Genomic DNA, 21903 nt, shown 5'->3' with positions numbered 1-21903 from the left:
AAGCGATCAGTCCATAGCGCGCTTGATGGCCTCCATGAGCTCGCCGTATTCCTCGAATGCAGGCAAATCGGGGTTTTCTGCCTTGATAGAGTCAGGGCTCTTGAACAGGAATCCCGCTTTGCTCGCCTTGATCATTGCAAGGTCGTTGAAGCTATCGCCCGCCGCAACGGTGGTGAATCCGCATGACTGCAGCGCGCGAACCGTCGTCAGCTTCGATTGGGGGCAGCGCATCGCGAATCCCGTGATTTCGCCGTCGGGAGCAACCTCGAGCGTGTTGCAGAAGATCGTCGGCCAGCCAAGTTTCTCCATCAGAGGCTTCGCGAACTGCTCGAACGTATCGCTGATGATGATCACCTGCGTGTAAGCGCGAAGCTCGTCGAGGAATTCCTTCGCACCGGGAATCGGGTCGATCGTCGCGATGGTCTCCTGGATCTCTTTAAGGCCGAGACCGTGTTCGCGAAGAATCCCAAGGCGGTATTCCATGAGCTTGCCGTAATCGGGCTCGTCGCGCGTCGTGCGTTTGAGCTCGGGAATTCCGCTCGCCTCGGCGAACGCGATCCATATCTCGGGAACAAGCACGCCTTCAAGATCGAGGCAGACTACATACATCGCGATTCCTTCCTTTTGCCGTTTCAGCGATTTTTCCAGTCGAAAGCCCGTTTGTCAACTCACGCCGAGCAAACGGGCGCAGGGAACTGACGAAGACCCTTGGTCTCCCATGATTTCGCCTCCCGCGATTCTTGCCGAACGTTCGAATTCGCGAACCTGAACCGCATATCCGAAACGAGACCAGCGCGCTACGGCTGCCGCCGGATGCCCTGCAACGCAGCCCCAATCACGGCTAGCGAACCCTCAAAACCACGTAGGCGTTGAGATCGTCGGTCCGGCCATCCGCCGAGAAACGCGCGGCCACCTCGATCTTGTCCGCAACGCCGGCAATCAGCCCGTCGATCTCGGCCCTCGAAAAACTATGGCAATAGCGGTAGGCGCCGGGCATGTTTTTCCAACCCAGCAGAAAATCCCCCGCATCAAGTTCGGGCATTCCAAGCTCCTCCAAGGCAACCGCGTGCACCTCCCGCGCTTTTGCAGCCATGGCCTCGTTGTTCATGAACTGCCAAAACGACACTACGACAAAGCCGCCCGAACGCGTTCGCTCGATGAGAGCGGACAAAACCCTTTTCCTGTTTTCGAGAAGCGGAATATGATGCATGAATCCGAACGAGACGGAAAGATCGCATATCGGCACATGCAATCGATCGCCCAGATCCTCGCCGCCAACCAGGCAGCCCGCCACATCGAGGTTCTGATGCTCGACGGACGCGTGGGAGCCCAAACGCCCCGCAATCGCGCGAGCGCTTTGGCCGCCCGCAACCGCTCCGTCTGCCACGCCTTCGGGAAGAAGGCCTTTGCAGTTGTCCACCGTGTAGAACGAAAAGCTAATCCCAGGCAAAGCCGAAGCAAGATACGATTCGAACCTCATGTTGCCGCACGCAAGGTCGAACACACGCAGCTCGGCGTTTCCGGACGAAACCCTTGCGCCATCCGCTGCCCCAGCAAGCTTTGGGCCGTCCATCGCGCATGTCCTGCCCGCTCCGACAACCTTGGCATCCTCCCCCTTGCAGCCGCGAGGCGCCCCACTGCCCCGACCGGCTTCCGTCGCTAGGCTTTCCGCCAAACCGAGGCAGCGCTTCCAGCCATTCCACGGCGCCTGCCGCGTCTCGGAAAACGAATCGCAGTGCTTCGCGTAGAAGTCGCTCGTGATAGCGCAGAGCATTTCAGCAGTTTCGGTATTCAAAGGCCTCGCCGATCGGATCGATTGCGATAAAGTCACATCGGTATTATAGAATGCCTTATAGCATGGATGACATCTTACTGGAAATACTCGACGAATTGAGAAGCCGTGGCGGCGTCGACAAGGGTTTCGTGGAAAACCTTGTCCGCAGACACAACCAAGGCCGCACTGGCAAAATGCCCCACTACGCGAAAAAGAAACTTTTGCCCTACTATCTCAAAACCAAGGAATCGGATCCTGGGCTATGGGAAAGCTGGAACGTCGATTCGGCCCTCGAGAAAAAGCTCATCCAAACGCTGCAAGTCAAACCTCGACGCACGGCCTCGGGCGTAGCGACCATCACCGTTATCACAAAACCCTGGAAGTGCTCGAGCAACTGCCTTTACTGCCCCAACGATCTGCGCATGCCCAAAAGCTATCTCGCAGACGAGCCGGCGTGCCAGCGGGCCGAGCGCAACTACTTCGATCCGTACCTTCAGGTGACATCGCGTCTGCGCACCCTCACACACATGGGGCACGTCACCGACAAGATCGAGCTGATCGTGCTCGGCGGCACCTGGACGGACTACCCTGAAAGCTATCAGATATGGTTCGTCAAAGAACTGTTCCGAGCGCTCAACGAGGCCGAGAGGGCAGAGGGGAAAGCAAAAGAGAGGCAGAGGTTCTACGAGGATGCAGGGTTGAGCAATTGCCGAGAGGATCTTGAAGAATTCGTGCGAGATGCACAAAGTGCAGTCGAATCAGGCGATCTCACCTACAACCGCGCAATGACGAGCCTCTACGAAGAGAACGACGGATGGAAAACTGCATCCGCCATCCAAACAGCCGACCTGGCCGAGCTGGCAGAGCAGCAAACCGCCAACGAGGATGCGCGGCATCGGGTGGTCGGCCTGGTCATCGAAACGCGACCCGATGCCATCACCTGCGAAAACCTGAGGCTGATCCGACAGCTTGGATGCACCAAGGTGCAGATGGGCATTCAGAGCCTCGATCCGACCATCCTTCGCATGAACAACCGTGGCATCGGCACCGATGCGATCCGCAAGGCCTTCGAGCTGCTGCGCATCTTCGGCTTCAAGATCCATGTGCACTTCATGGCGAATCTCTACGGATCAAACGTCGAGGCCGACAAGCGCGACTACCGCCGCCTCGTCACCGAAAGCGCCTACCTTCCCGACGAGGTGAAGCTGTATCCCTGCGCACTCGTGCACGGCACGGGGCTTTGCGAGCTGTTCGAAAACGGCAGATGGCGCCCCTATACCGAAGACGAGCTGCTCGACGTGCTCGTTACCGACGCTTCGATCACGCCGCCCTACGTTCGCATCTCGCGCATGATCCGAGACATCTCCTCTCACGACATCGTGGCGGGAAACAAAAAGATCAACCTGCGCCAAATGGTCGAAAGGAAAGCCGCCGCAACAAATACGCCGATCGAAGAAATCCGCTATCGCGAGATCAGCACCGCCGATACGGATATCGGCGAACTCTCCCTCGACATAATCCCTTTTGAAACCACCGTTTCGAGCGAGCGGTTCCTCCAGTGGGTAACGCCCGATGGAAAGATCGCGGGATTCCTCCGACTCTCAATGCCGCACAACGACTACGTATCCAGCACCCCCGACCTGCCCGTCGGACCGGGCGAAGCGATGATCCGCGAGGTTCACGTGTACGGAAAGGTCGCCGGTCTCCATAGAACAGGCGACGGCGCGCAGCACCTCGGATTGGGAAAGCAGCTTATCAAAATCGCCTGCGACATCGCAAAGAACAAAGGCTACGCCAAAATCAACGTCATCAGCTCGGTGGGAACGCGCGAGTACTACCGCGCCCTCGGGTTTACCGAAAGCGGCCTCTATCAGCAGATGCCTCTCGCCTAGAGATGCCGTTCGGGAAACGCCGACAGCAAGATTGTCCAAGGTCCAACAAACGCCCGTTCAGCGGGAAGCGCGTCTTTCGAACAACGATAGAGCACGGTGCGGGAGGCGCTTCCACACGCGACTAAATCCGATGGATGAACAGCCCGCTTCGAAGCTTCGGTTCGAACCACGTCGATTTCGGCGGCATCAGCAATCCCGCATCGGCAACCGCAAAAAGCTCCTCTATCGACGTAGGATACAAGGCAAACGCCACCGCCATACCCCCGTCGACGCGCCGCTTCAGCTCTTCGAGCCCGCGGATGCCGCCGATGAAATCAATGCGCTTGTCAGTGCGAGGATCTTCGATGCCGAGCACGGGGCCGAGCAGGTTGTCCTGCAAAAGCGCAACATCGAGACCCGCCACGGGATCGCTCGATCGATAGGCGTCTTTGATCTCGAGGGAATACCAAACACCGTCAAGATACATGCCGAACGAGCCCTTGCAATCGGGCTTGCATGGCATCGGAGCCGCCTCACCCACCTCGAATCGCTCGCGAATGCGATCGAGGAACTCCCCAGACGACAGACCGTTCAAATCGGCGACCGCTCGGTTGTAATCGAGAATCGTCAGCTGATCGCTCGGGAAAACAACCGAGAGAAAATGGTCGGATTCGAGCGAATCGCCGCAGGGCACGGCATCCGCGAAACCCTGCTTGCCCCCATCGTTGCGATCGGATCCATTGGCGGCCGAGCTTTCGCCACGGCCCCCGCTTGCCGCAGCAGCCCGCTCGCGGCGCAGCAGCCCCGCCTTCACAGCGGAGGCGGCGCGATGATGTCCGTCGGCGATGGAGAGGGCGGGCGTCGCTTCGAAGGCCGCCCGTATGGCGTCGGCATCGGCGGGGTCGTCCACGCGCCACACCGTATGGCGCACGCCGTCATCGGCCTCGAAATCGTAGAGAGGTTCGGCCGAAGCCGTTTTCTCGATCACGCGCTCGATCGTTCCATCCGAGCGAAACGCAAGGAAGATGGGGCCGGTTTGCGCGCCGCACGTATCGACGTGCCGAATGCGGTCGACCTCTTTGTCAGCACGCGTTTTCTCGTGCTTCTTGATGACGTCGTTCAGGTAGTCGTCTATCGACGAGCAGCCAACCACGCCGGTCTGCGACCTGCCATCGACCGCCTGAAGGCGGTACAGATAATAGTGGGGTTCGCCGTCGACAACATACGTTCCATCGGCGATGGCCTCGTCAAGCAACGTGCGCGCCCGCGCATAGATGCGCTCGTCGTGCTTCTCGACCGAATCGGCAAATGTGGCTTCCGCCATGTCTATGCGCAGAAACGAGCGCGGATGCCGCGCGATCTCGTCTTTGGCCTCGTCTAAGCTGAACACGTCGTAGGGAAGCGACGCAACGTCGCTTGCCCTATCCTCGCGCGGACGAATGCAGGAAAAAGGAATCACGTCGGCCATCAGCGCCATCCTCGCTTGTCGGTTTCATCAACAGTTTACAGGGTAGCGCATGGCCGAAGCGAAGCTGCGGGCATTCGGCGAAACGCCCGCAGCTTCTGAGGACAAACGGAAATCGAAACCACCCGAAAGGCTCTGCTACACGGCATCCGCCCGCAAAGCGTCCACAACGCTCGACGCGTGGCTTTTATGCAGCGCGAAAGCCACGCTCACCGCAAGTACCGCGAGCACCACGGCAACCGCTGCGCCCACGTACGGCCACGGCAGGCCGAACTCCAACCCCGAAAACGACAGCCTCGCCGCCTGGTAGAGAAAAAACGTTGTCGCCGTAGCGGCGACCAGCCCGATCACAAGACCGCGCACCGCATAGCTTGCGCATTCGTATGCGAGCATACGGGCGAACGCACGGTCTCCCATGCCCGCAGATTTCAGCATGGCGAACTCGCGCGTTCTCAGAATAATGCTGTTCGTCAGCGTGTTAAACACGTTTGCCACGGCAATGAGGAGCATGATGATCGAGAAGCAGAAGATGAAGAGCTGCACCGCTTGAGCGATAAGCCGGCTTTGCTGCGATGCCTCTGCAACATCGTACACCCTGAAGTCCAGCAAATCGGAATCTCCTGCGAGCTCCTCGAGCGCGACGGCAGCGGCGCTGTGATCTTCGGCCGTAAACGAAAGGTTGCTCCAGTAGAAATCGAACAGACCGGCTTCGCCGCCGGGGCTTTTCGCTCCGGCGGCGCTTCCCGCAACGCTTGCCGGCAGCATGATGGCAGGAAAGTGCATCGAGGCCGCAGCCGTGTTGATCGAAGCGGGCACCTCATCTGCAAGAGCGCCGATCTCCAACGTAGAGCGGGCCGCCACATCCTCGATGGGCTTCTCCATCATGTCGGGTTCGCCTTCGCTGTACTGATTGATGTATCCCGCCGATAACGCCCCCGCCGAATCCTTCAGCAGCCCGACGAATACCCATGATTCGGAATCCACCTGAACAGTATGGTCGATGACGTAGAAATCGACCGTTCCCGTATCGGCAAAGGGCTTCATATCCGCATACGAATCATCCTGCAGGATCCCTTGGTACCGATTGAGGGCGATGGCGCGCGGATTCGAGGCGTCGGTGAAACGCCCCTCGTCAAGTCCGAGTTCGCGCACGAGCTCAAGCCACGAAGCGTCATCGAGGTAGAAAATCGTCACATCTCCAAGATAGTCCCCCTCTTCCGAAAAGCTTGCAGGCGACCATGGCGAGCCCCTCTGCGCGTCAAGATCATCGCCGACGATGCGCCCGTCGCTTGAAATCATTTCTGCGGGGATAACCGCATCGGCTTGCCCCTGCCTGTACGAGCTCAGGAACTTCACGCCCTCTATCATCTCGGCACGCTCGCAGAAATCGTCGAGATCCGACGCAAACGCGCTCATCTCGGCCATCTGCGGCGCCGAACCCGAAACGGTGATGTCGGCACCGCTTCCTGCGCCATCCTGGATTTCAGCCCGGTCCGCTATAGGCGAAAGATACGCCGCAACGCTTCCGGACACCACGATCAACGCAACGCTCACCGCAAGCGACGCCACAACCGTGCGGCCGCGCGCGCTCGACCGTGAAAGGCTTCGATGTGCGATGAAACCAGGGGCGCCGAACAGTTTGCCGGCAAGGCCCGTCGGGCCCACCGCCGCCTTGCCCCCTCGCGCAGCGCGTCTTCCCACCCCGAGAGCTTTGCGCGCAGCGCGCTTGCTCAGCTTCACGTCCTGAGTCTGCCGTATGGCGTCCACCGCCGACACGCGGCCGGCACGCCGCGCGGGAACCCACGCGCTCGCAAGCAGAACGACGATGGAAAGCAGGACGACGATGGCGATCACGACCGGATCGATATGCACGGGCACTCCACCACCCGTCCCCAAAAGCGCGGCAAACGCCTCCTGGCTAAACGAAAACACCAACGCAACGCCCGCCAAACCGACAAGCACGCCCAAAGGAATGCCTATCAGACCGAGGAAAAACGCTTCGAACAACACCGATCTTCGCAGTTGCTTCTTCGACGCGCCAATCGATGACAGCAGGCCGAACTGGCGGGTGCGATCGGCGACCGAAATTGCAAACGAGTTGTAGATCAGCGAAACCGATGCCACGATGATCACGGTAGCGAGCACGTAGGCGATCATCCAGAGCGTTCCCGTTATGGGACGGCCATCGTCGATGCCCTGGTAGCGGAACAGATTGTAGTGATACGTCGGGTACACATGCTCGTCGCCGATGGCGTCGAGTACGAGATCCTGAACGGCCTGCGCGTTCGAAAGCCCCCGCACGGTAAGATACGCACCCGTGACATCCCCTTCCTCCCCCGCGTCCGCGCTTGTAACGGCAACGATGGAGGTCGATGACGATGCGGCCGTGAAATCATTCCCCAGAAAAGACGACTGGCGCTCGTAGAAACCGACGACCGTGTAGGTGCGAATGCTCGCATCGACGATTTCCTCATCATGGGGATACGTTCCTTCTGCAGAGGACAGATAGCTATGGGTTACGCTGTTGAGCGTCAGGCGCCCGTCCCCGTTCGCGTCGTCTACGACGCGCGTTCCGAGGTCGAGGGAAAGCGTGCCCCCGACCTCCAAGGGGCCGCTCGAGGAAACGCCTGCGTCGGAAGCCCCCTCGCCCAAAACCGCATTCTTGCAGAAATCGGGCAGCATGATTTCCTCGGCATTCTCCGGCATACGACCCTCGCTGATCTCGGGAATCATCGTCAGCGGCGAACCTTCGGGGGAGAAGGTGCCTTTGACGGTGCACGGAAGCGTTCGCACCGTCGCGATTTTGCCCATTGTCAGGCTATCCTGCTCGGTCAGATACGCCGAACCCAGCTCGCGGGAAACCGCCATGTCGGCAACGTTATCGCTCCGCTCGAGGTTTTCGAGGGCTGCCGCCGACATGCTCGGAGCGTACACCTGCCAAGAGCCCTCGGTCTCAAGCGTCCGCTCGTACAGCCCCGCCTGCAGGCTCGCCACGCTCGTGAAAACGGCGGCAAGCAGCGCGCACGACAACGCGATGCCGACGACGGAGACCACGGTGCGCACGCGGTTCTTCCTGAGGGACCGCAGCGTGAACGAGGTCATCACGCTCATCGTCTGATCCTCTCATCGCGCGCGATTCTCCCATCCTCGATGGCTATGATGCGATCGGCGGACAGAGCGATGTCCTCGTCATGCGTGATGACCACGAGAGTCTGCCCCATCTGCTTGTTGGAAGCGCGCAGAAGAGCCATGATCTCGCGGCTGTTCTTCGAGTCAAGGTTGCCCGTCGGCTCGTCGGCCAGCACGACGGCGGGCGCGTTCATGAGTGCGCGCCCAATGGCAACACGTTGCTGTTGGCCGCCGGAAAGCTGGTTGGGAAGATGGCTCTCTCTTCCCTCGAGCCCGAGGGAAGAGAGCAGCGACGAGAGACGATCCCGATTCACCTCGCGGCCGTCGAGCGCAACGGGAAGCGTCATGTTCTCCACGACGTTCAACACGGGAATGAGATTGTAGAACTGATATACGAGACCCACTTCTCGGCGCCTGAACACGGCGAGCTCTTCATCCGAGCGCGCGTACACATCGGCTCCGTTCAGCAGAACCGTTCCCGATGTGGGGCGGTCAACGCCGCCCATCAGGTGCAGAAGCGTCGATTTGCCCGATCCCGACGACCCTACGATGGCTACGTATTCGCCCTCGGCGATAGAGAAAGACACATCGTCGAGCGCCCGGGTCGACGCGGGTCCCGATCCGTAAACCTTAGTCAGATGCTGTACGGTAATGATGTCCATGGCGTCCGCCTTCTTCGTCGATGAATGTCCGAGACTATCGTCGCAGACGCTCCTTGCTCGGAAATGACGCTCGCATTACAGAATTGTAATTTCGCCCAACATGCCCGAAAACAGCGCAGGGAACCCCTACACCGTTAACTTCGGAAACGTGATTTCGAAGCATGCCCCTCCCGCTTCGAGATTCGACGCCCGCAACGATCCGCCCTGCGCCGAAACAAGCGATTGCGCAAGCGAAAGCCCGATGCCGAACCCCTGCGCGCGAAACGCATCCACGCCGTCTTTTTCGCTTACCGCGCCGGCCGAGCGAACGCCGCCTCGATAGAAGCGCTCGAACACGTGAGGCAAATCCTCCTCGGCGATGCCCGGGCCGGTATCGGCTATGCGGATGCGGCAGGCTACGGCATCCATGCTGAGGTTCACCGTTATCCGCCCGCCTTCGGGCGTGTGTTCCATGCAGTTCTTGACGATGTTGCCGACGGCCTCGGTCGTCCACGCCGCATCGCCGTCGAACGTTTCAACGCCATCGGCCTCGATGACGCAGTCGACCCCGCGCATGTCAAGCGCAATGGCAAGCGGATCGACCGCCGCCTCCACAGCTTTCGGAGCATCGACGGGACGTCTCTGCAGACGAACGGCACCCGCATCGAGCTTCGCCATCTTCAGCAGGGCCGTCACAAGCCACGAAACCCTGTCGACCATGCGATCGAGTTCGTGAAGCCAACGGGAACGCTCCTCTTCGCTCTGCGACCGCTCTATCACCGGAATCATCAACTCGACAGCGGTAAGGGGCGTGCGGATCTGATGCGAGATATCGGCAAGAGCGTCGGCGAGAGCCGATTTTTCCCGTTCGAGCTGATCGGCAGTGCGGGCAAGACGTGCCGTCATCTTAGACACCTCGTTGCGAAGAATCGCAACATCTCCTTCGCGGCAATCGGACAAGTCGATGCGCCGTCCCGCGTGGAGCACTTCGTCTACCTCTGCGGAAAGACGCGCTATCTCGCGATGGCGCACGATCGAGAACAGGGCGAACAGCCCGACGGAAAGAAGACCCGCAACGGCCGCGGACGCAGCAGCCTGCCATCCGGCCAAAGCATAGGCTCCCGCGCAAACGGCAAGATGGGCGCAAAGAAGCGCTATCGCCTGCCGTGCGAGCACGGGGTTCCTCACAAAGGCGCCCATACTAGCAACCCGCCTTGTAACCGAGGCCGCGAACAGTCACAACGAGCCTCGGGTCGGACGGATCGTCCTCGATTTTCTCACGCAGACGCTTGACATACACGTTGATGGCGTTGTCGCTCACATATTCGCCTGCGCTGTCCCATAAGGCGCTGCGCATGCGCTCGCGCGAAATAAGGGAGCCCGAGTTCTGAGCGAACAGAAGAAGCAGCCGGTATTCTAGGGCGGAGAGCACGACCTCTTCGCCCCGCTTGCGCACCGTAGCCGATACGGGGTCGATTTCAACATCGCCGAGCATCAGCGATGTCGGTTGGCCTTGGATGCGCCGGAGTGCGGCGTTGACGCGCGCAAGGAGCTCCCTCGCGCGAAACGGCTTCGCGATGTAGTCGACCGCGCCCATGTCAAGGCCGGCAACGGTGCTGTACTCGTCATCGGACGCCGTGAGAAACACCACGGGCATGGCGGGGGCAACCTCGCGGGCGGCTGCGCACACGGCAAAGCCGCTCCCCTGTTCGAGCGAAACATCGAGAAGAGCAAGATCGTACAACGACGTTGCCAGCAAATCGATTGCAGCGTCTTGGCGCGACGCCGATTCGACTTCGTATCCTTCGCTGGCAAGCAGTTCCGACAGGGCCGCCACAATGGCCGCGTCATCTTCGACAAGCAGTATGCGCATACGGTACCTCCAACAGGTTCAGACCCATCGCATGATACGCCAGTCCGCGCAAGCGAGCCAAATCGCCCGCACTTCGCCACGGAGTCTCCCAACAGATGAAGAGCTCTCTCACCTATGCATAGCGCTAGCGGACTCGCCTTCCTCCCCCAAAGTAAAGGCAATCAGAATTCCGCAAACCATCATGATCGGCACCGCGTAGCGAGTCAGCCCATTTGCGGGAGAAGCGATGCAGATGAGGAAATTCAACGCAAAAGGAAGAATCATCACCAGCTTGCGCTTTTCACCAGCCCGCACCAGGTAAGCTGCGAGGAAGGCGAGAAGCCAGAGGTATACGGCGGGATAGACGAGCATGCCGATCCCCGGCACATACGCAAAGCAGTCGATAAGGGACACGAACGCATTCACGGCCCCGGTCTCCTGAAACGCAAGCGAGGAATCCACCACTTCGCCGTACACGTCGGGCGCCGGAGTGAGCTGCCACAAGCCCATGCCGGAAACGGCATGGTCGGGGTCTCCGTAAAGCTCGGGGTACCACCATCCGAGGGTCTGATCCACGAACGCCTCGGCGAACAAAACCGGATGGGTAGAACCCATTTCGATGTACGAACGCGCAAAAGCCAGCAGATCTCCGGCATCGTACTCCTTATGGAAGAAGCCGAACTTGATGTTGTCCGATATTTGCGGGTTGTACACCGATTCGACCAACCCGCTTGTATCGAGAACGCGGCTCACTCCCTCGGAAATCGAATCGGTTACGTCTTCGGGCGCCGCAATCCAGTAGCGGGCGGTCTGCTGAAGGGGGATGGCGAGGGCTTCGGAGATCGAACCGTTCTCAGCATCGAGGGCGCCCATGAGCACGGTTTTGTAGCCGATGCCGTACGAAAGAACGACGCAGATCGCAAGGCCGACGAGCGCGGCCGCGCGCCTGCGCGGCTGCTTGAGCATGAGCAGGTACAAGCCGAGGCAGCACAGGATGGCGCATGCAACGAGGGATCCTTCGTTGCGGATGAGAGAGACGGCCAAAGCCAGCAGAAACAGCCGGACGTAATCCCTCTTCCGCGCCCGCCCTCCCGAAGCGCAGCGCCTTGCAAGCTCGAACACCGATACGACCAGCATTCCGAACGCGGCATAGAACAGCGCGTCCTTCTTTACGCTTACAACCGCCCCCCCCCAGACGGGAACGAAAGCGAAAAAGACGATGCACGCGACGGCGATCCACCGCTGTCGCGGAGCGATCGCGCGAACGCATTCGACGATCCGCGCGCACGTATAGGAAACTAGCGCAACCTGCAAAACGACGTAGGCAAACACGCCGATCGAATCGGATCCCAAAGCCCTCCCAACCTGGACGAGCGAGCCGAGCAACAGCGTGGTCGCTAGCGGATGATGCCCGGTATAAGGGTCGGCGCCGAAGAACTGGCGCAGCTGATACGCACCGTCAACGTAGATGGTGCCAGGGAAAAAGACGATGATGTACGGCAACCAGCTAAGCGCAAACAGCGCCATGTAGCTCCAGGGGCTATGTTCTTGCAGGAAAAAGGAGAGCCGCGTGATCCTCGAGTGTACGGCCTTCCCGCAATCGGGCAGGCTTTCCCCCGCATCCGCCCTGCCCCTCAACGCATCCAGCTTCTCGAACAAAAACCGAACGCCGTAGTAGAGAGCGATCCACAGTCCCGCAAAAACCAGGACCGTGAACAGGCATCGCTGCCATGAGCCGATCATAGTGTCGAACGTCCCGTATACGCCGTAGGTAACATCGTTGACGGTAAAAGCTCTGCCAACGACGAGTACGGCCGAGAAAAGGAAGGACAAAACGATGCCCGCTTTGTCAACCCGGTCGGTCCTGCCAACCTGCTTCCCGTACCAAACGAAAAGAACGCAGAGCGCAACTGCAGCCAAAAGCATATCCGACCTGTTGCCCAGGTAAAAAAGATCGGGAAGAGAAAAATCAGGGTCTTGCACAGCGGTAAAATGGCTGCAAATGGCGAACGAGCTCAGAAGAGCCATTACGAAGCTTTTCAAGCAATACCCTTGTTTTTCGAACATGCAAGTCCTTTTTTATGGCAATTTCAACCGCTTGCAGCAAACCGCAACCGACCGACCGTCAGTTCATGCTGCCGCGCAACAGCGCAGCACACACGCCAAGCACGAAGGGTCAGAGCGATTCGCCTCGATCGGCAAATCAAAACGGCAGGCCCCTCGGCGCTCGTGGGTTCCACTATGTGAAAGTGTAACAGCAGTTACCCGAATGCCCTCGATTTTACAACACCAGCCATAATTACTCTGCAAGCAAAACCGCATAGCCAAAGCACCCGGAAGACGCCCCGCAGAAAGCACGCCCCGTTGCATCAAAGGGCTTTCAAGCGGGTCACTCCCTAGGGAGCTTAACTACCAGTCAAGATTCCACTGCGAGTCAAAATACGGCCTAGCCAAAAATGCCGAAAGGCGCCACGTAGGTGGCAATTTGACTTCAGCGAAAGAGCCTGCAGGCTCTTTCTTTTTTTCAAGTATACGCTCCCATCTAACCTTTCGATGAATTTTATCGATTCGGAAAAAACTGCTTGTCCTCTTTTTGGTACTTCGACCTGCCTTTTCACCTCTCTCCCCCAATCTCTGTCCCATATTGCGTACATATGTTCTTGTTTCAATCGGTATTCTTGCGAGAAACCAAATGTTTTGCATGCAAGGAGCATCCCATGAAAGCACACAGCGTAGACCCCGCCACATTCGGCATCAGCTCCGAGCGCATCGTCGGATCGCGCATCGCCGACGTGCTGCTGGGGTGGGACGAAGAGTCCAGGCAATGGATGGAGCGAAGCCCCGTCATCATAAGGCTCGAAGCATGCGACCTGCTTATCGCGATCGCAGATCAGCGTCGCCTGGCACTCCAGGTAGGATCCTTCGACACCGAAAAGCCCCCGCATCTACCATCGAGCAAACACCCCCGAGGCATCGGCGACGAGAAAAAGTCGGCCGCGCTGCGCTGGGAGAGCTATCGGCCCCTCTCTCCCCTGATCGGGGAGAGAATCGAGCGCCTATCGTTAGTCCAGCAAAGAGAGAATCGACCGCCGGAAATCACGATCCGCACAGAGAATATGGGCAGCGTCCATATAACCGTGCAGCATCGCAAAGTCGTTATAGAAGCCGAAGCGCTTGTACTCCACGAAAAGGCGGCTCACGAAGATCCGAAGCAAAAAGCCTTTGAGTCCTCCAGCCCAAGGCCCTTCCCCACAAACCGCGAGCCGGCACCCTCAACCTGGTCAATCCCCGTAAGATTCCACGATCCCAGCGAGGTAATCCCGGTACTCGCGAGCTAGCGACCGAGGCTTCTCGATGCGCACATCGCCGCCGAACTGCGCGAGCCAGCCAAAAAACACGGGGCTTTTCATAACCACGGTGCTCACCCGAGCGGAGCCATCACCGAGCGGTGTCGAATGCACGTCTTTGCCGAACCGGTCGAGCACAGCGCACATGGCCTCTTCTTCAACGATGAACGATGCGGAAACGGGATCCCCCTTGTACATGCCGAACGCACGGCTCTCGAGTTCCCGCACGTCGAAGTTCGCAATCCGCTCGTTTCGCTGCACGCGCTCATCGAGCAGCTCGATATCATCCATGCGGTCAACGCGATAATGGGTGAAGTCGTCGTGCTTTTCATTGAACGTAACCAGATAATAACATCCGTCGGAGTACACGAGCTCCACCGGAGTCTCGACGTAACGCTCGCCGCCATGCTGCATGACCTTTTCTTTGGCGGCGTTGTACTTGAAGTAAAGAAACGAGATCTTCCGGTGCGCGGCCAAAGCGCTTTGTATGCTGTCGACGTTTTTGAACACCGACTCGTTTTGCGTCTTAATGCGTCCCTCTACGTGCAGATGCTTGTCGAGAAGTTTGCGCTGCCGCTTCGATGCAAGTTTTTTGATGCTCCGAATGAGCGCGTCGCTCTTGCTTTTCGTGAGGAACCGACTTCCCTGCACGGCGTCAACCAGCAGAAGAAGCTCGGGAAGGGCGAAGTCGCGATCCTCCACCGCGTACTCGACCGGATAGCGCTGATGCGTCCTCACGTCCAGCCCGAAATCGCGCAGCGTTTCAATATCGCGGTAGATCGACTTGCGCTCCGCAGAAATCCCCTGCTCTTCGAGTTTCTCGATGATCTGCGTCATAGTAAGCCCGCTTTTGGAATCGGTTTCCTCCTGAAGCATCTTCATCAGATAGAGCAGCTTGAGCTTCTGATGTCCTTCCGCCATGATTCCTCCTTGTCAGCAGGGCGATCTCGCAATCGTACACGATTTGCGGCGATAAGGTTTCCACAATAGCGATCCTTTGCGGGACGGCAGTCCCGATTATAGTACACAAAACAAAGATCTCCCGCCCGCATAGCACCGACCCACCCCTGTTTACCCCGGACTAGTCCGAATAGTCGAGCGCGAAACCCCGTTTCTAGACGCTTTGCAGGATGCGCTGCGTCCCTGCCGCACCTAACATGGAGCCGTTCCGCCGCGGCGATCGTTCTCGGCGGACGGGATGAAACCATGAGGAAGGGAGAGAGACATGGAACTTGATCGCAGGAGCTTCATCAAAGGAAGCGTCGCACTGGGAAGCGCTGCCGCCCTGGCAGGACTCGCAGGATGCTCGACTCCGGCCCAGAGCTCGCCGGAAAGCACCGCACCGGAAAGCCAATCGGGAAACGCCAAGGATTACAAAGCGAAGCCCGAGCCGATCGGCGACGACCAGATCGCTGAAACCCTCGAGGCCGACATCGTAGTCGTCGGCGCGGGAAACGCAGGCGCCGTCGCTACGGCAACGGCCTCCGAGGAGGGCGCAAGCGTCATCCTTTTGCAGAAGATCGAGAGCGTCTATTCGCACGGTTTCGTATTCACGGCCATCGGATCGAAAATGCAGCAGGAAATGGGCTATGATGTGAACGGCTGGGAGATCGTCGGCGATATGAATCGCGAGACCGGATGCAACCTCGGCAAATGGGACGTCCTCGGAAACTGGGTCAACTACAGCGGCAACCTAGCCGACTGGATCGTCGATCGCTTCGGCGAGACGAAGTACGGCCCGTTCATCATCGAAGACCCGGTAGCCCCCTCGGAGCACTGGAACCGATCGTTCAAAACCACGTTCATTCCCGTAGGGGAGATGATCGGCACGGGCACCATGATGACGCTCGCCACCGAACTCGTTAACGACGCGGTCGCGCGAGGCAACACCGAAGTGCGGTACAACACGCCCGCCGTCCAGCTCCGACAAGACGAGAGCGGCCGCGTGACCGGAGTCATCGCCCAGACCGAGGCGGGCGACTACATTCTGTGCAACGCGAAGAAGGGCGTCATTCTCGCTGCAGGCGGCTACGAGGGAAACCCCGAGATGCGCGCGGAATACCTGCCTCAGGCAGACGGCCTCGAATCCGCCTACACGCGCCCCGACGTGACTACGGGAGACGGCATACTCATGGGCATGTGGGCCGGCGGCCAGATCCAGCGTTCGCCGCACTGCTCCAACATCCACTACGACCCGAGCCTCAGATTCCATACGCTGCAGGGAACGACCATCCCGTTTCTGCGCGTCAACACCGAGGGGAACCGCTTCTCCAACGAAGATGTAAGCTACGACGAGGTTTGGGCGCAAGACGTGCGGCAGCCCGAGCAGATGCACTTCCAGATATTCGATGACAACTACATGGAGGACCTGCCCAACATGGGCACCGGCATGACCCAATACGGCGATTGGACCACAATCGTGCCCGACGGCGTCGAAAACGGTTGGGTGTACAAAGCCGACACCATCGAAGACCTCGCAAAGCAGATGGGCGTTCCCGCCGATGCCTTCGCAGCAACGGTGCAGCGCTACAACGAGCTTGCGGAAGGCAACTACGACTATGAGCCCGACTTCGGAAAGCTCGGTTACAAGGTGAAACCAATCGCGAAGGCACCGTTCTACGCGATACCGCGTCACGCTTCGGTGCTCACCACGCTAAGCGGCCTTGAAGTGAATGCCGACATGCAGGTTCTCGGCGAAGACCGTAAACCCATCGAAGGGCTCTATGCCGCAGGCAACTGCTCGGGCAACTTCTTCGGAGGCGTATACCAGAAGATGACCACGCCGGGCATGAGCGTAGGCAGAGCGTTTCTAACCGGACGCGTTGCCGCCTGGCGCGCCTGCGGCATCGCCGACTAGCGCAGGCCGCACGCAGACGGTCGCCCGTAGGCAAAGTACGTTCCTACCGATCCCCCGTGCACAGCGCGCCGATACGCCGCTTGCTCGGGGGATCGGCGCGCAAAGACGGTATAATGCATGGATACGGGATGGTGGCAGCTAGCTGTGCCAGGGGAGATTGTCAATGCTGAACAGGATACTCACATGCGCGGAAACGCGCTGGCCCACCATGGGATTTCTCTCCCTGGGGCTCATTTGGGGATGGCTTGACGTCCAGACGTCCTCGTTCGTGCTCTTCCCCCCGGAATCTTCGGGCAGCTCGGCCGGGCTCGAAGCTTACCTGTTCTGGTTCTCGCTTTTCATGACCGCCGCAATTCTGCTCGGCGTGCTCTTCTATCGCAAGGCCGACGCCTCCTTCGGGCGCCCAGGGGCGTTCGCTGCGGCCGCATGCTCTCTATCGGGCAGCATCGCCGCAAGCGCCGCAATCGGCGCCGGATGGATTCCCGCCGAGTTCACGTGGATCGGAGCGGGGCTCGCGGGCATCGGGGCGGCGTGGTTTATGATGTCGTGCGCCAACGCCTACATCAATTTGAAGGCGAAGGATCTGTTCGTATCGGTCGGCTTGTCTAAAATCGTCGGCATCGCCTATTACTTCGTCACCTCGTCGTTGCCGCCAGCGCTCTCCCTCGCCTCCCTTGCCGCAACCCCTGTCGTCATCGCGCTTTTCCTCTGCCGGATAAACTGCCCGAGCGCCGAAACGCGGAAGGGGGAATCCGCGCCGATCGGCACTCGAAGCGATTGCGCCGAAGCATCGCCAACCGGAACCGAAAGCTTCTTCTCGCGAACAACCGACGAGTTCAGCGCCCTGGGCATTTCGAAGAAAAGCGTCCTCAAGCTCTCCATGGTGTGCTTCGTGGTGTTCTTCATCGCCGTGCTCACCAAGCAGGAGGGACTTGCCGCATCCGACCTCGATGCTTCGCTGGCATCGTTTCAGCTTATCAATTTCGGCACGCTGCTCTTGAGCCTCCTGTTCGTTCTCATCGTGGTGGCGCCGCCCAAGCAAGAGCTCACCGCGCTCACCAAAGGGTTCTATGCCGCCATGGCGGTAATCCTCGTTCTCTTCATCGCCACGACGCTTGGCTCCTACCATTCTCCCGCATTCTCGTGGATCAGCGGATCGCTGAGAAACATGCTCGACGCCATCGTATTCGCCATCAGCGCCCTGCTTGTACGGCGCCTCCACACATCGACCGCCCAAACATATGGATTGATCTGCGGGTTCCCCGTATGTCTTGGCGGATTTTTCGGGCATGCGCTCGTCAACAACGTCCTGTTCGCGGGAACCGAGCACATGTACTACCTGACGCTCGTCATCGACCTCGTGGCCATCATCCTGCTGTTCACCGTGTTCACTCCGCGCGATCTCGAGCTCCTGTTCGCCGTCGGCATCGCCGAGCTCCCGGCACAAGGCGAGCAGCGGCAAGCCGGCCGCGTCGAAGCCGATTGGGACGACGTGATTGCGCAGGCAAGCTTCTCAACCCGAGAAGCCGAGGTATTCGCGCTGCTCATGGACGGGTACACGATCCGCCTCATCTCCCAGGAGCTGCATATTTCGCAGAGCACCGTAAAAACGCACATTTCGAAAATCTACCTTAAAACCAACGTGGCCACTCGCGAAGAGCTCTTCATCAAGCTGAAAGCGCACGGCGGCAAAGAGGCGCCAGGCGAATAGGGCGGCATCGAGGGCACGGCCGCATCGGCAAAAGAACACGGGAGGAACGTCGAATGGAGCTGCATCAGCTGAAATACATCGCATCGGTTGCCCGGTGCGGCAGCGTTGCAAAGGCGTCGGAAGATCTCTATGTATCCAAGCAAGCCATCTCGAAGGCGATCATATCGCTCGAACAGGAGCTCGGGTTCGATATATTCGATCGCGACGATAAGATGAGCCCAACCGAAGAGGGAAAGGAGATCCTCCGACACGCCGATGCGATGCTGCGCGAACTCGATGAGATAGACCTGTTCATCGATGCGCGCAAAACAGGGGCAACCGACCGCACGGTGATCTCGGTCGCGTTCAAATCGTTTCCCCTTGATTTTCTTTTCTTCAACGAAAGCCTTGACGCCGTTCGGCTGCTGCGCGAATTCCAGACCAGAACGCCCGGCTGCACCCTTTCAACCTACAAGCTCTCCGACACCGCAATACTCAACGCACTCGAAGAAGGCGCGATAGACCTCGGATTCGTTCAAGGCGAATACGAGCGCAAGGGCATCAAGCTCGTGCCCGTCTCCATGGTCGAGACGCGGGCCATCACGCTCAAAACCAATCCCATCTGCGACAAAGCGTCCCTGCGCATAGAGAACCTGCGCGGGACGCCCATTCGAAGCCCTTTCGATTTCGACCACTTCATCCACTGCTTCATCTCCCGCTGCCGCGAGCGCGGCTTCGACCCGCTGTTCCAAGAAGTGCCCCTCAACGACGATGCGATCAACCGATTTTGCGGCGAAGGCGGCATTCACCTGCAGCCCTTCGATCCCTCGATGGAAACGGCCTACCCTGAATCGCGGTTCATGCCTTTCCATCCGGAAGATAAGATCGATCTCCCCCTTTGCCTCGCCTACAGCGAGGCAAACGAGAAGCCGTACGTCCAAAGGCTTGTCACCTTCATCAGAAACGGCGTTCGCCGATAGTGCGCAAACGAAAACGGGAGCCGCCCTGCTGCAAGGCGACCCCCGTCCTGAAAGAACCTGAAACGGCTATCGGCGCTAAAGCCCCGAGACGTCAGCCTTCGTTGTCGATGAGGCATTGGGCGGCAATCCAGCCGGTAATCCAGCTCGTGCCCACGCCGCCGAACACGGTGGAATTCCAGAAGCACCCGTAGTTCGCCTCACCCGAAAGACCGCCTGCTGTGGTCGCATTGGCGTACAGGCCGGGAATAAGGGTCCCGTCTTCCTTCATGACCTGAAGGTTTTCATCGGTTCGCAATCCGCACATGGTCTTCGCCATCTGACCTCCGACGATGGCTCCGTAAAACGGCGGATCCTGTACGGGATGAAGCCAAGTCGGATCGTACGGAGTCGACATCTCCTCATCGACGCCCTTCTCGCACAGCTCGTTGTACTCCTTCACGGCGCTCTTCAGAACTTCGGGGTCGAGCGTCAGCATCTCCGCAAGTTCTTCAAGCGTATCGGCTTTTTTGACGGCGCCGCGAGCGACGGCATCTTCGACCTCCGAAAGCCAATCAGCCGAGACAAGGCCGCCGTTGTCGATAAGGACATCCGGATCGGTCAGCGGGATGCGATTGCGATCGGACTGCGTCGGCAAAAGCACGTTGTTCTCGAAGATGTTCGTTGGGAAGTTCGAATCGCAGATGGAGTACACCTTGTGCCCCACCGCCGACATCCATGCGGCGCAATTGCTCAAATCGCCCATCTGGCCACCGGGGTTCGCAAAGAGCTCCTGGGTCTGAGCGAAATACGGTTGCCGATTACCGCGTTTGTCAATGATGAGCCAAGGATTATGGAACAGCTGGCGCTCGCCGTGCCAGAAATAGTGCCAGAATTGGCCGTCGCCGCCCGCCGTCTCCTCGTCGATGGCGCCCTCCCAGCAACTCCACGAATCGTACCCCGAAAAATCGGCTCCGAGCCCGAGACCCATGCGGAATACCTCGCCGGTGTGCGAGGGCATGGGGCCGCCCTGCACCGTGCCCTCATAAGCGCTCGGCAGATACGCCTTGATGAGATCGCGGTTCATGCCGAAGCCGCCCGCGGAGAGGATCACGCCCTTGGCAGCCTTGATGTAGCTTTCCTTGCCGCCCGATTCGGCAACAACGCCGAGCACGCGCTCGCCATCGGAAACGAGCTTTGCGCATTTCGTCGACAGGCGAATGTCTGCACCCGCATCCAGCGCAACCTGCTCCATGGCGTTAGTGGGATTGTCCATACCCAAAACAACATTCTGGGTTCCTTCGTGAACCGCCCGATCGTGCCAGATGGGACCGAGGCAGACCATATCGACGCCATCCTGCTCCATGATCCAGTCGCATGCGGGACCAGACATCTCGAGCATGTTCTTCAAATACTTCTCGTCAATCGAGTAAGAATTGTCCTGTTCGTACAAACGCATGAACGCATGAACGTCGGGTGGGAACGAAGGAACCGAAAACTCCAGTTCGTTTTGGTCCTTCGAGCCGCCGAACACGTTGGCGAACGTGCAGGCGTGCCGGCTTGCGCCGCCGACTATGCCTTCCTTCTCGATGCCGATGACCTTCAATCCCTTTTGAGCCAGGTAAGCCACGGCCACAAGACCGCCGCCGCCGACGCCGACGACTACGACATCGGCCTCATCGTCCCACGTCTCAGGGGGGTCGGCCGGCATGATGGGGGCGGCGTCGGGGAGATCGGCTCCCTTGACCCGCTCCGCGAGGCGTGCGGTGATCTCGTCGGTCGGCACCCCCGCATCGCCCGCAGATCCTTTCGGTTCCGATGCGGCAGGCGCCGCGCATCCCGCAAGCGCAGCGCCGCCGAATGCAGCGGCGCTTGCCACAAGGCCGCCTTTGATGAAGCTTCTGCGCGAAAACGCTCCCGACGCCGCTTTGCTCTTTGCTGTGTTGAACGGTGATTCCATGCTCTTCTCCTATCCCCCTGGCCGAAGCCAGCTAGGACAACCGCTTCCGGCTGCCTGATCCCTCTACTGAGTTTTTCCCTAGGGCTGCACTGAAAATCAACACGTGTTTTTGCTTTTCGAGCGTATCACGCCGCAAGGGTCCCTCCCGTCAAATAGGCATTGACGGGAGGGCAACTTCCCGTTGCCGCCCGCAAGCGCGCAAAGAGCCGCATCGGCGCAACCGGACCCTGTTCGCCGAAAACCCCGACGGACTCGATTTCCTGATCACTCCGCTTCCATATTTAACCTTCTCGATTGGAGCGGTTGGGTTTATCATTGTTCTTCGACTGCTTTTCGGCAGCGGTCGCGCTCGCGAAGCGAG

15 protein-coding genes are annotated in these 21903 nt (G+C 59.3%); 5 read left to right on the top strand and 10 right to left on the bottom strand.

Annotated elements, in window-relative coordinates; translation table 11 throughout:
* Positions 1–6 precede the first annotated feature (6 nt).
* The gene (gene thrH, locus C1719_RS04605) at positions 7–609 is read right to left on the bottom strand and encodes a bifunctional phosphoserine phosphatase/homoserine phosphotransferase ThrH (RefSeq protein ID WP_102374067.1); all 603 of its coding nucleotides are present in this window, start codon (positions 607–609) and stop codon (positions 7–9) included.
* 232 nt (positions 610–841) lie between these two features.
* Positions 842–1795, bottom strand: a complete 954-nt coding sequence (locus C1719_RS04600) for a class I SAM-dependent methyltransferase (RefSeq protein WP_102374066.1) — start codon at positions 1793–1795, stop codon at positions 842–844.
* Between the two features lie 62 nt (positions 1796–1857).
* On the opposite strand from C1719_RS04600, the gene C1719_RS04595 reads away from it, so the two are divergent.
* On the top strand, positions 1858–3666 hold the full coding sequence (locus C1719_RS04595; protein WP_102374065.1) for an elongator complex protein 3: 1809 nt from the start codon (positions 1858–1860) through the stop codon (positions 3664–3666).
* Positions 3667–3787: 121 nt separating this feature from the next.
* Here C1719_RS04595 and C1719_RS04590 read toward each other — a convergent pair whose 3' ends face one another.
* From C1719_RS04590 to C1719_RS04565, 6 genes are all read right to left on the bottom strand, one after another.
* Complete coding sequence (locus C1719_RS04590) at positions 3788–5113, bottom strand: DUF1015 domain-containing protein (RefSeq protein ID WP_102375922.1); 1326 nt, start codon at positions 5111–5113, stop codon at positions 3788–3790.
* A 135-nt stretch (positions 5114–5248) separates the two neighbouring features.
* Positions 5249–8221: an ABC transporter permease gene (locus C1719_RS04585; protein ID WP_102374064.1), complete on the bottom strand. Its 2973-nt coding sequence runs from the start codon at positions 8219–8221 to the stop codon at positions 5249–5251.
* Entirely contained in the window at positions 8218–8901 is a 684-nt protein-coding gene (locus C1719_RS04580; protein WP_102374063.1) for an ABC transporter ATP-binding protein, read from the bottom strand. Before C1719_RS04580 ends, C1719_RS04585 begins: the two co-directional genes overlap by 4 nt.
* A 126-nt stretch (positions 8902–9027) precedes the next feature.
* Entirely contained in the window at positions 9028–10080 is a 1053-nt protein-coding gene (locus C1719_RS04575) for a sensor histidine kinase (RefSeq protein WP_102374062.1), read from the bottom strand.
* A 1-nt stretch (position 10081) separates the two neighbouring features.
* Positions 10082–10753: a response regulator transcription factor gene (locus tag C1719_RS04570; RefSeq protein ID WP_102374061.1), complete on the bottom strand. Its 672-nt coding sequence runs from the start codon at positions 10751–10753 to the stop codon at positions 10082–10084.
* A gap of 108 nt (positions 10754–10861) precedes the next feature.
* On the bottom strand, positions 10862–12799 hold the full coding sequence (locus C1719_RS04565; protein ID WP_146007837.1) for a DUF6020 family protein: 1938 nt from the start codon (positions 12797–12799) through the stop codon (positions 10862–10864).
* A 650-nt stretch (positions 12800–13449) separates the two neighbouring features.
* On the opposite strand from C1719_RS04565, the gene C1719_RS04560 reads away from it, so the two are divergent.
* Positions 13450–14070 carry a hypothetical protein gene (locus C1719_RS04560; protein WP_102374059.1) on the top strand — a complete coding sequence of 207 codons (621 nt, stop codon included), beginning with the start codon at positions 13450–13452 and terminating at the stop codon, positions 14068–14070.
* On the opposite strand, the gene C1719_RS04555 is transcribed toward C1719_RS04560, so the two are convergent.
* Complete coding sequence (locus C1719_RS04555; RefSeq protein ID WP_102374058.1) at positions 14014–15000, bottom strand: helix-turn-helix transcriptional regulator; 987 nt, start codon at positions 14998–15000, stop codon at positions 14014–14016. The genes C1719_RS04560 and C1719_RS04555 overlap by 57 nt on opposite strands.
* 304 nt (positions 15001–15304) lie before the next feature.
* Here C1719_RS04555 and C1719_RS04550 point away from each other — a divergent pair, with 304 nt between their 5' ends.
* From C1719_RS04550 to C1719_RS04540, 3 genes are all read left to right on the top strand, one after another.
* Positions 15305–16936: an FAD-dependent oxidoreductase gene (locus C1719_RS04550; RefSeq protein WP_102374057.1), complete on the top strand. Its 1632-nt coding sequence runs from the start codon at positions 15305–15307 to the stop codon at positions 16934–16936.
* Between the two features lie 163 nt (positions 16937–17099).
* On the top strand, positions 17100–18647 hold the full coding sequence (locus tag C1719_RS04545; protein ID WP_102374056.1) for a response regulator transcription factor: 1548 nt from the start codon (positions 17100–17102) through the stop codon (positions 18645–18647).
* A 53-nt stretch (positions 18648–18700) separates the two neighbouring features.
* Positions 18701–19606 (top strand): LysR family transcriptional regulator, encoded by a 906-nt coding sequence (locus C1719_RS04540; protein WP_102374055.1) that lies wholly within the window; start codon positions 18701–18703, stop codon positions 19604–19606.
* 91 nt (positions 19607–19697) lie between these two features.
* Here the strand turns inward: C1719_RS04540 and C1719_RS04535 are convergent, their stop codons facing one another.
* Entirely contained in the window at positions 19698–21542 is a 1845-nt protein-coding gene (locus C1719_RS04535; RefSeq protein WP_102374054.1) for an FAD-dependent oxidoreductase, read from the bottom strand.
* Positions 21543–21903 lie beyond the last annotated feature (361 nt).

Origin of the sequence: Raoultibacter massiliensis, from assembly GCF_900199545.1 — a bacterium.
Lineage (GTDB): Bacteria > Actinomycetota > Coriobacteriia > Coriobacteriales > Eggerthellaceae > Raoultibacter > Raoultibacter massiliensis.
This window is presented reverse-complemented; position numbering and strand designations above follow the sequence as displayed.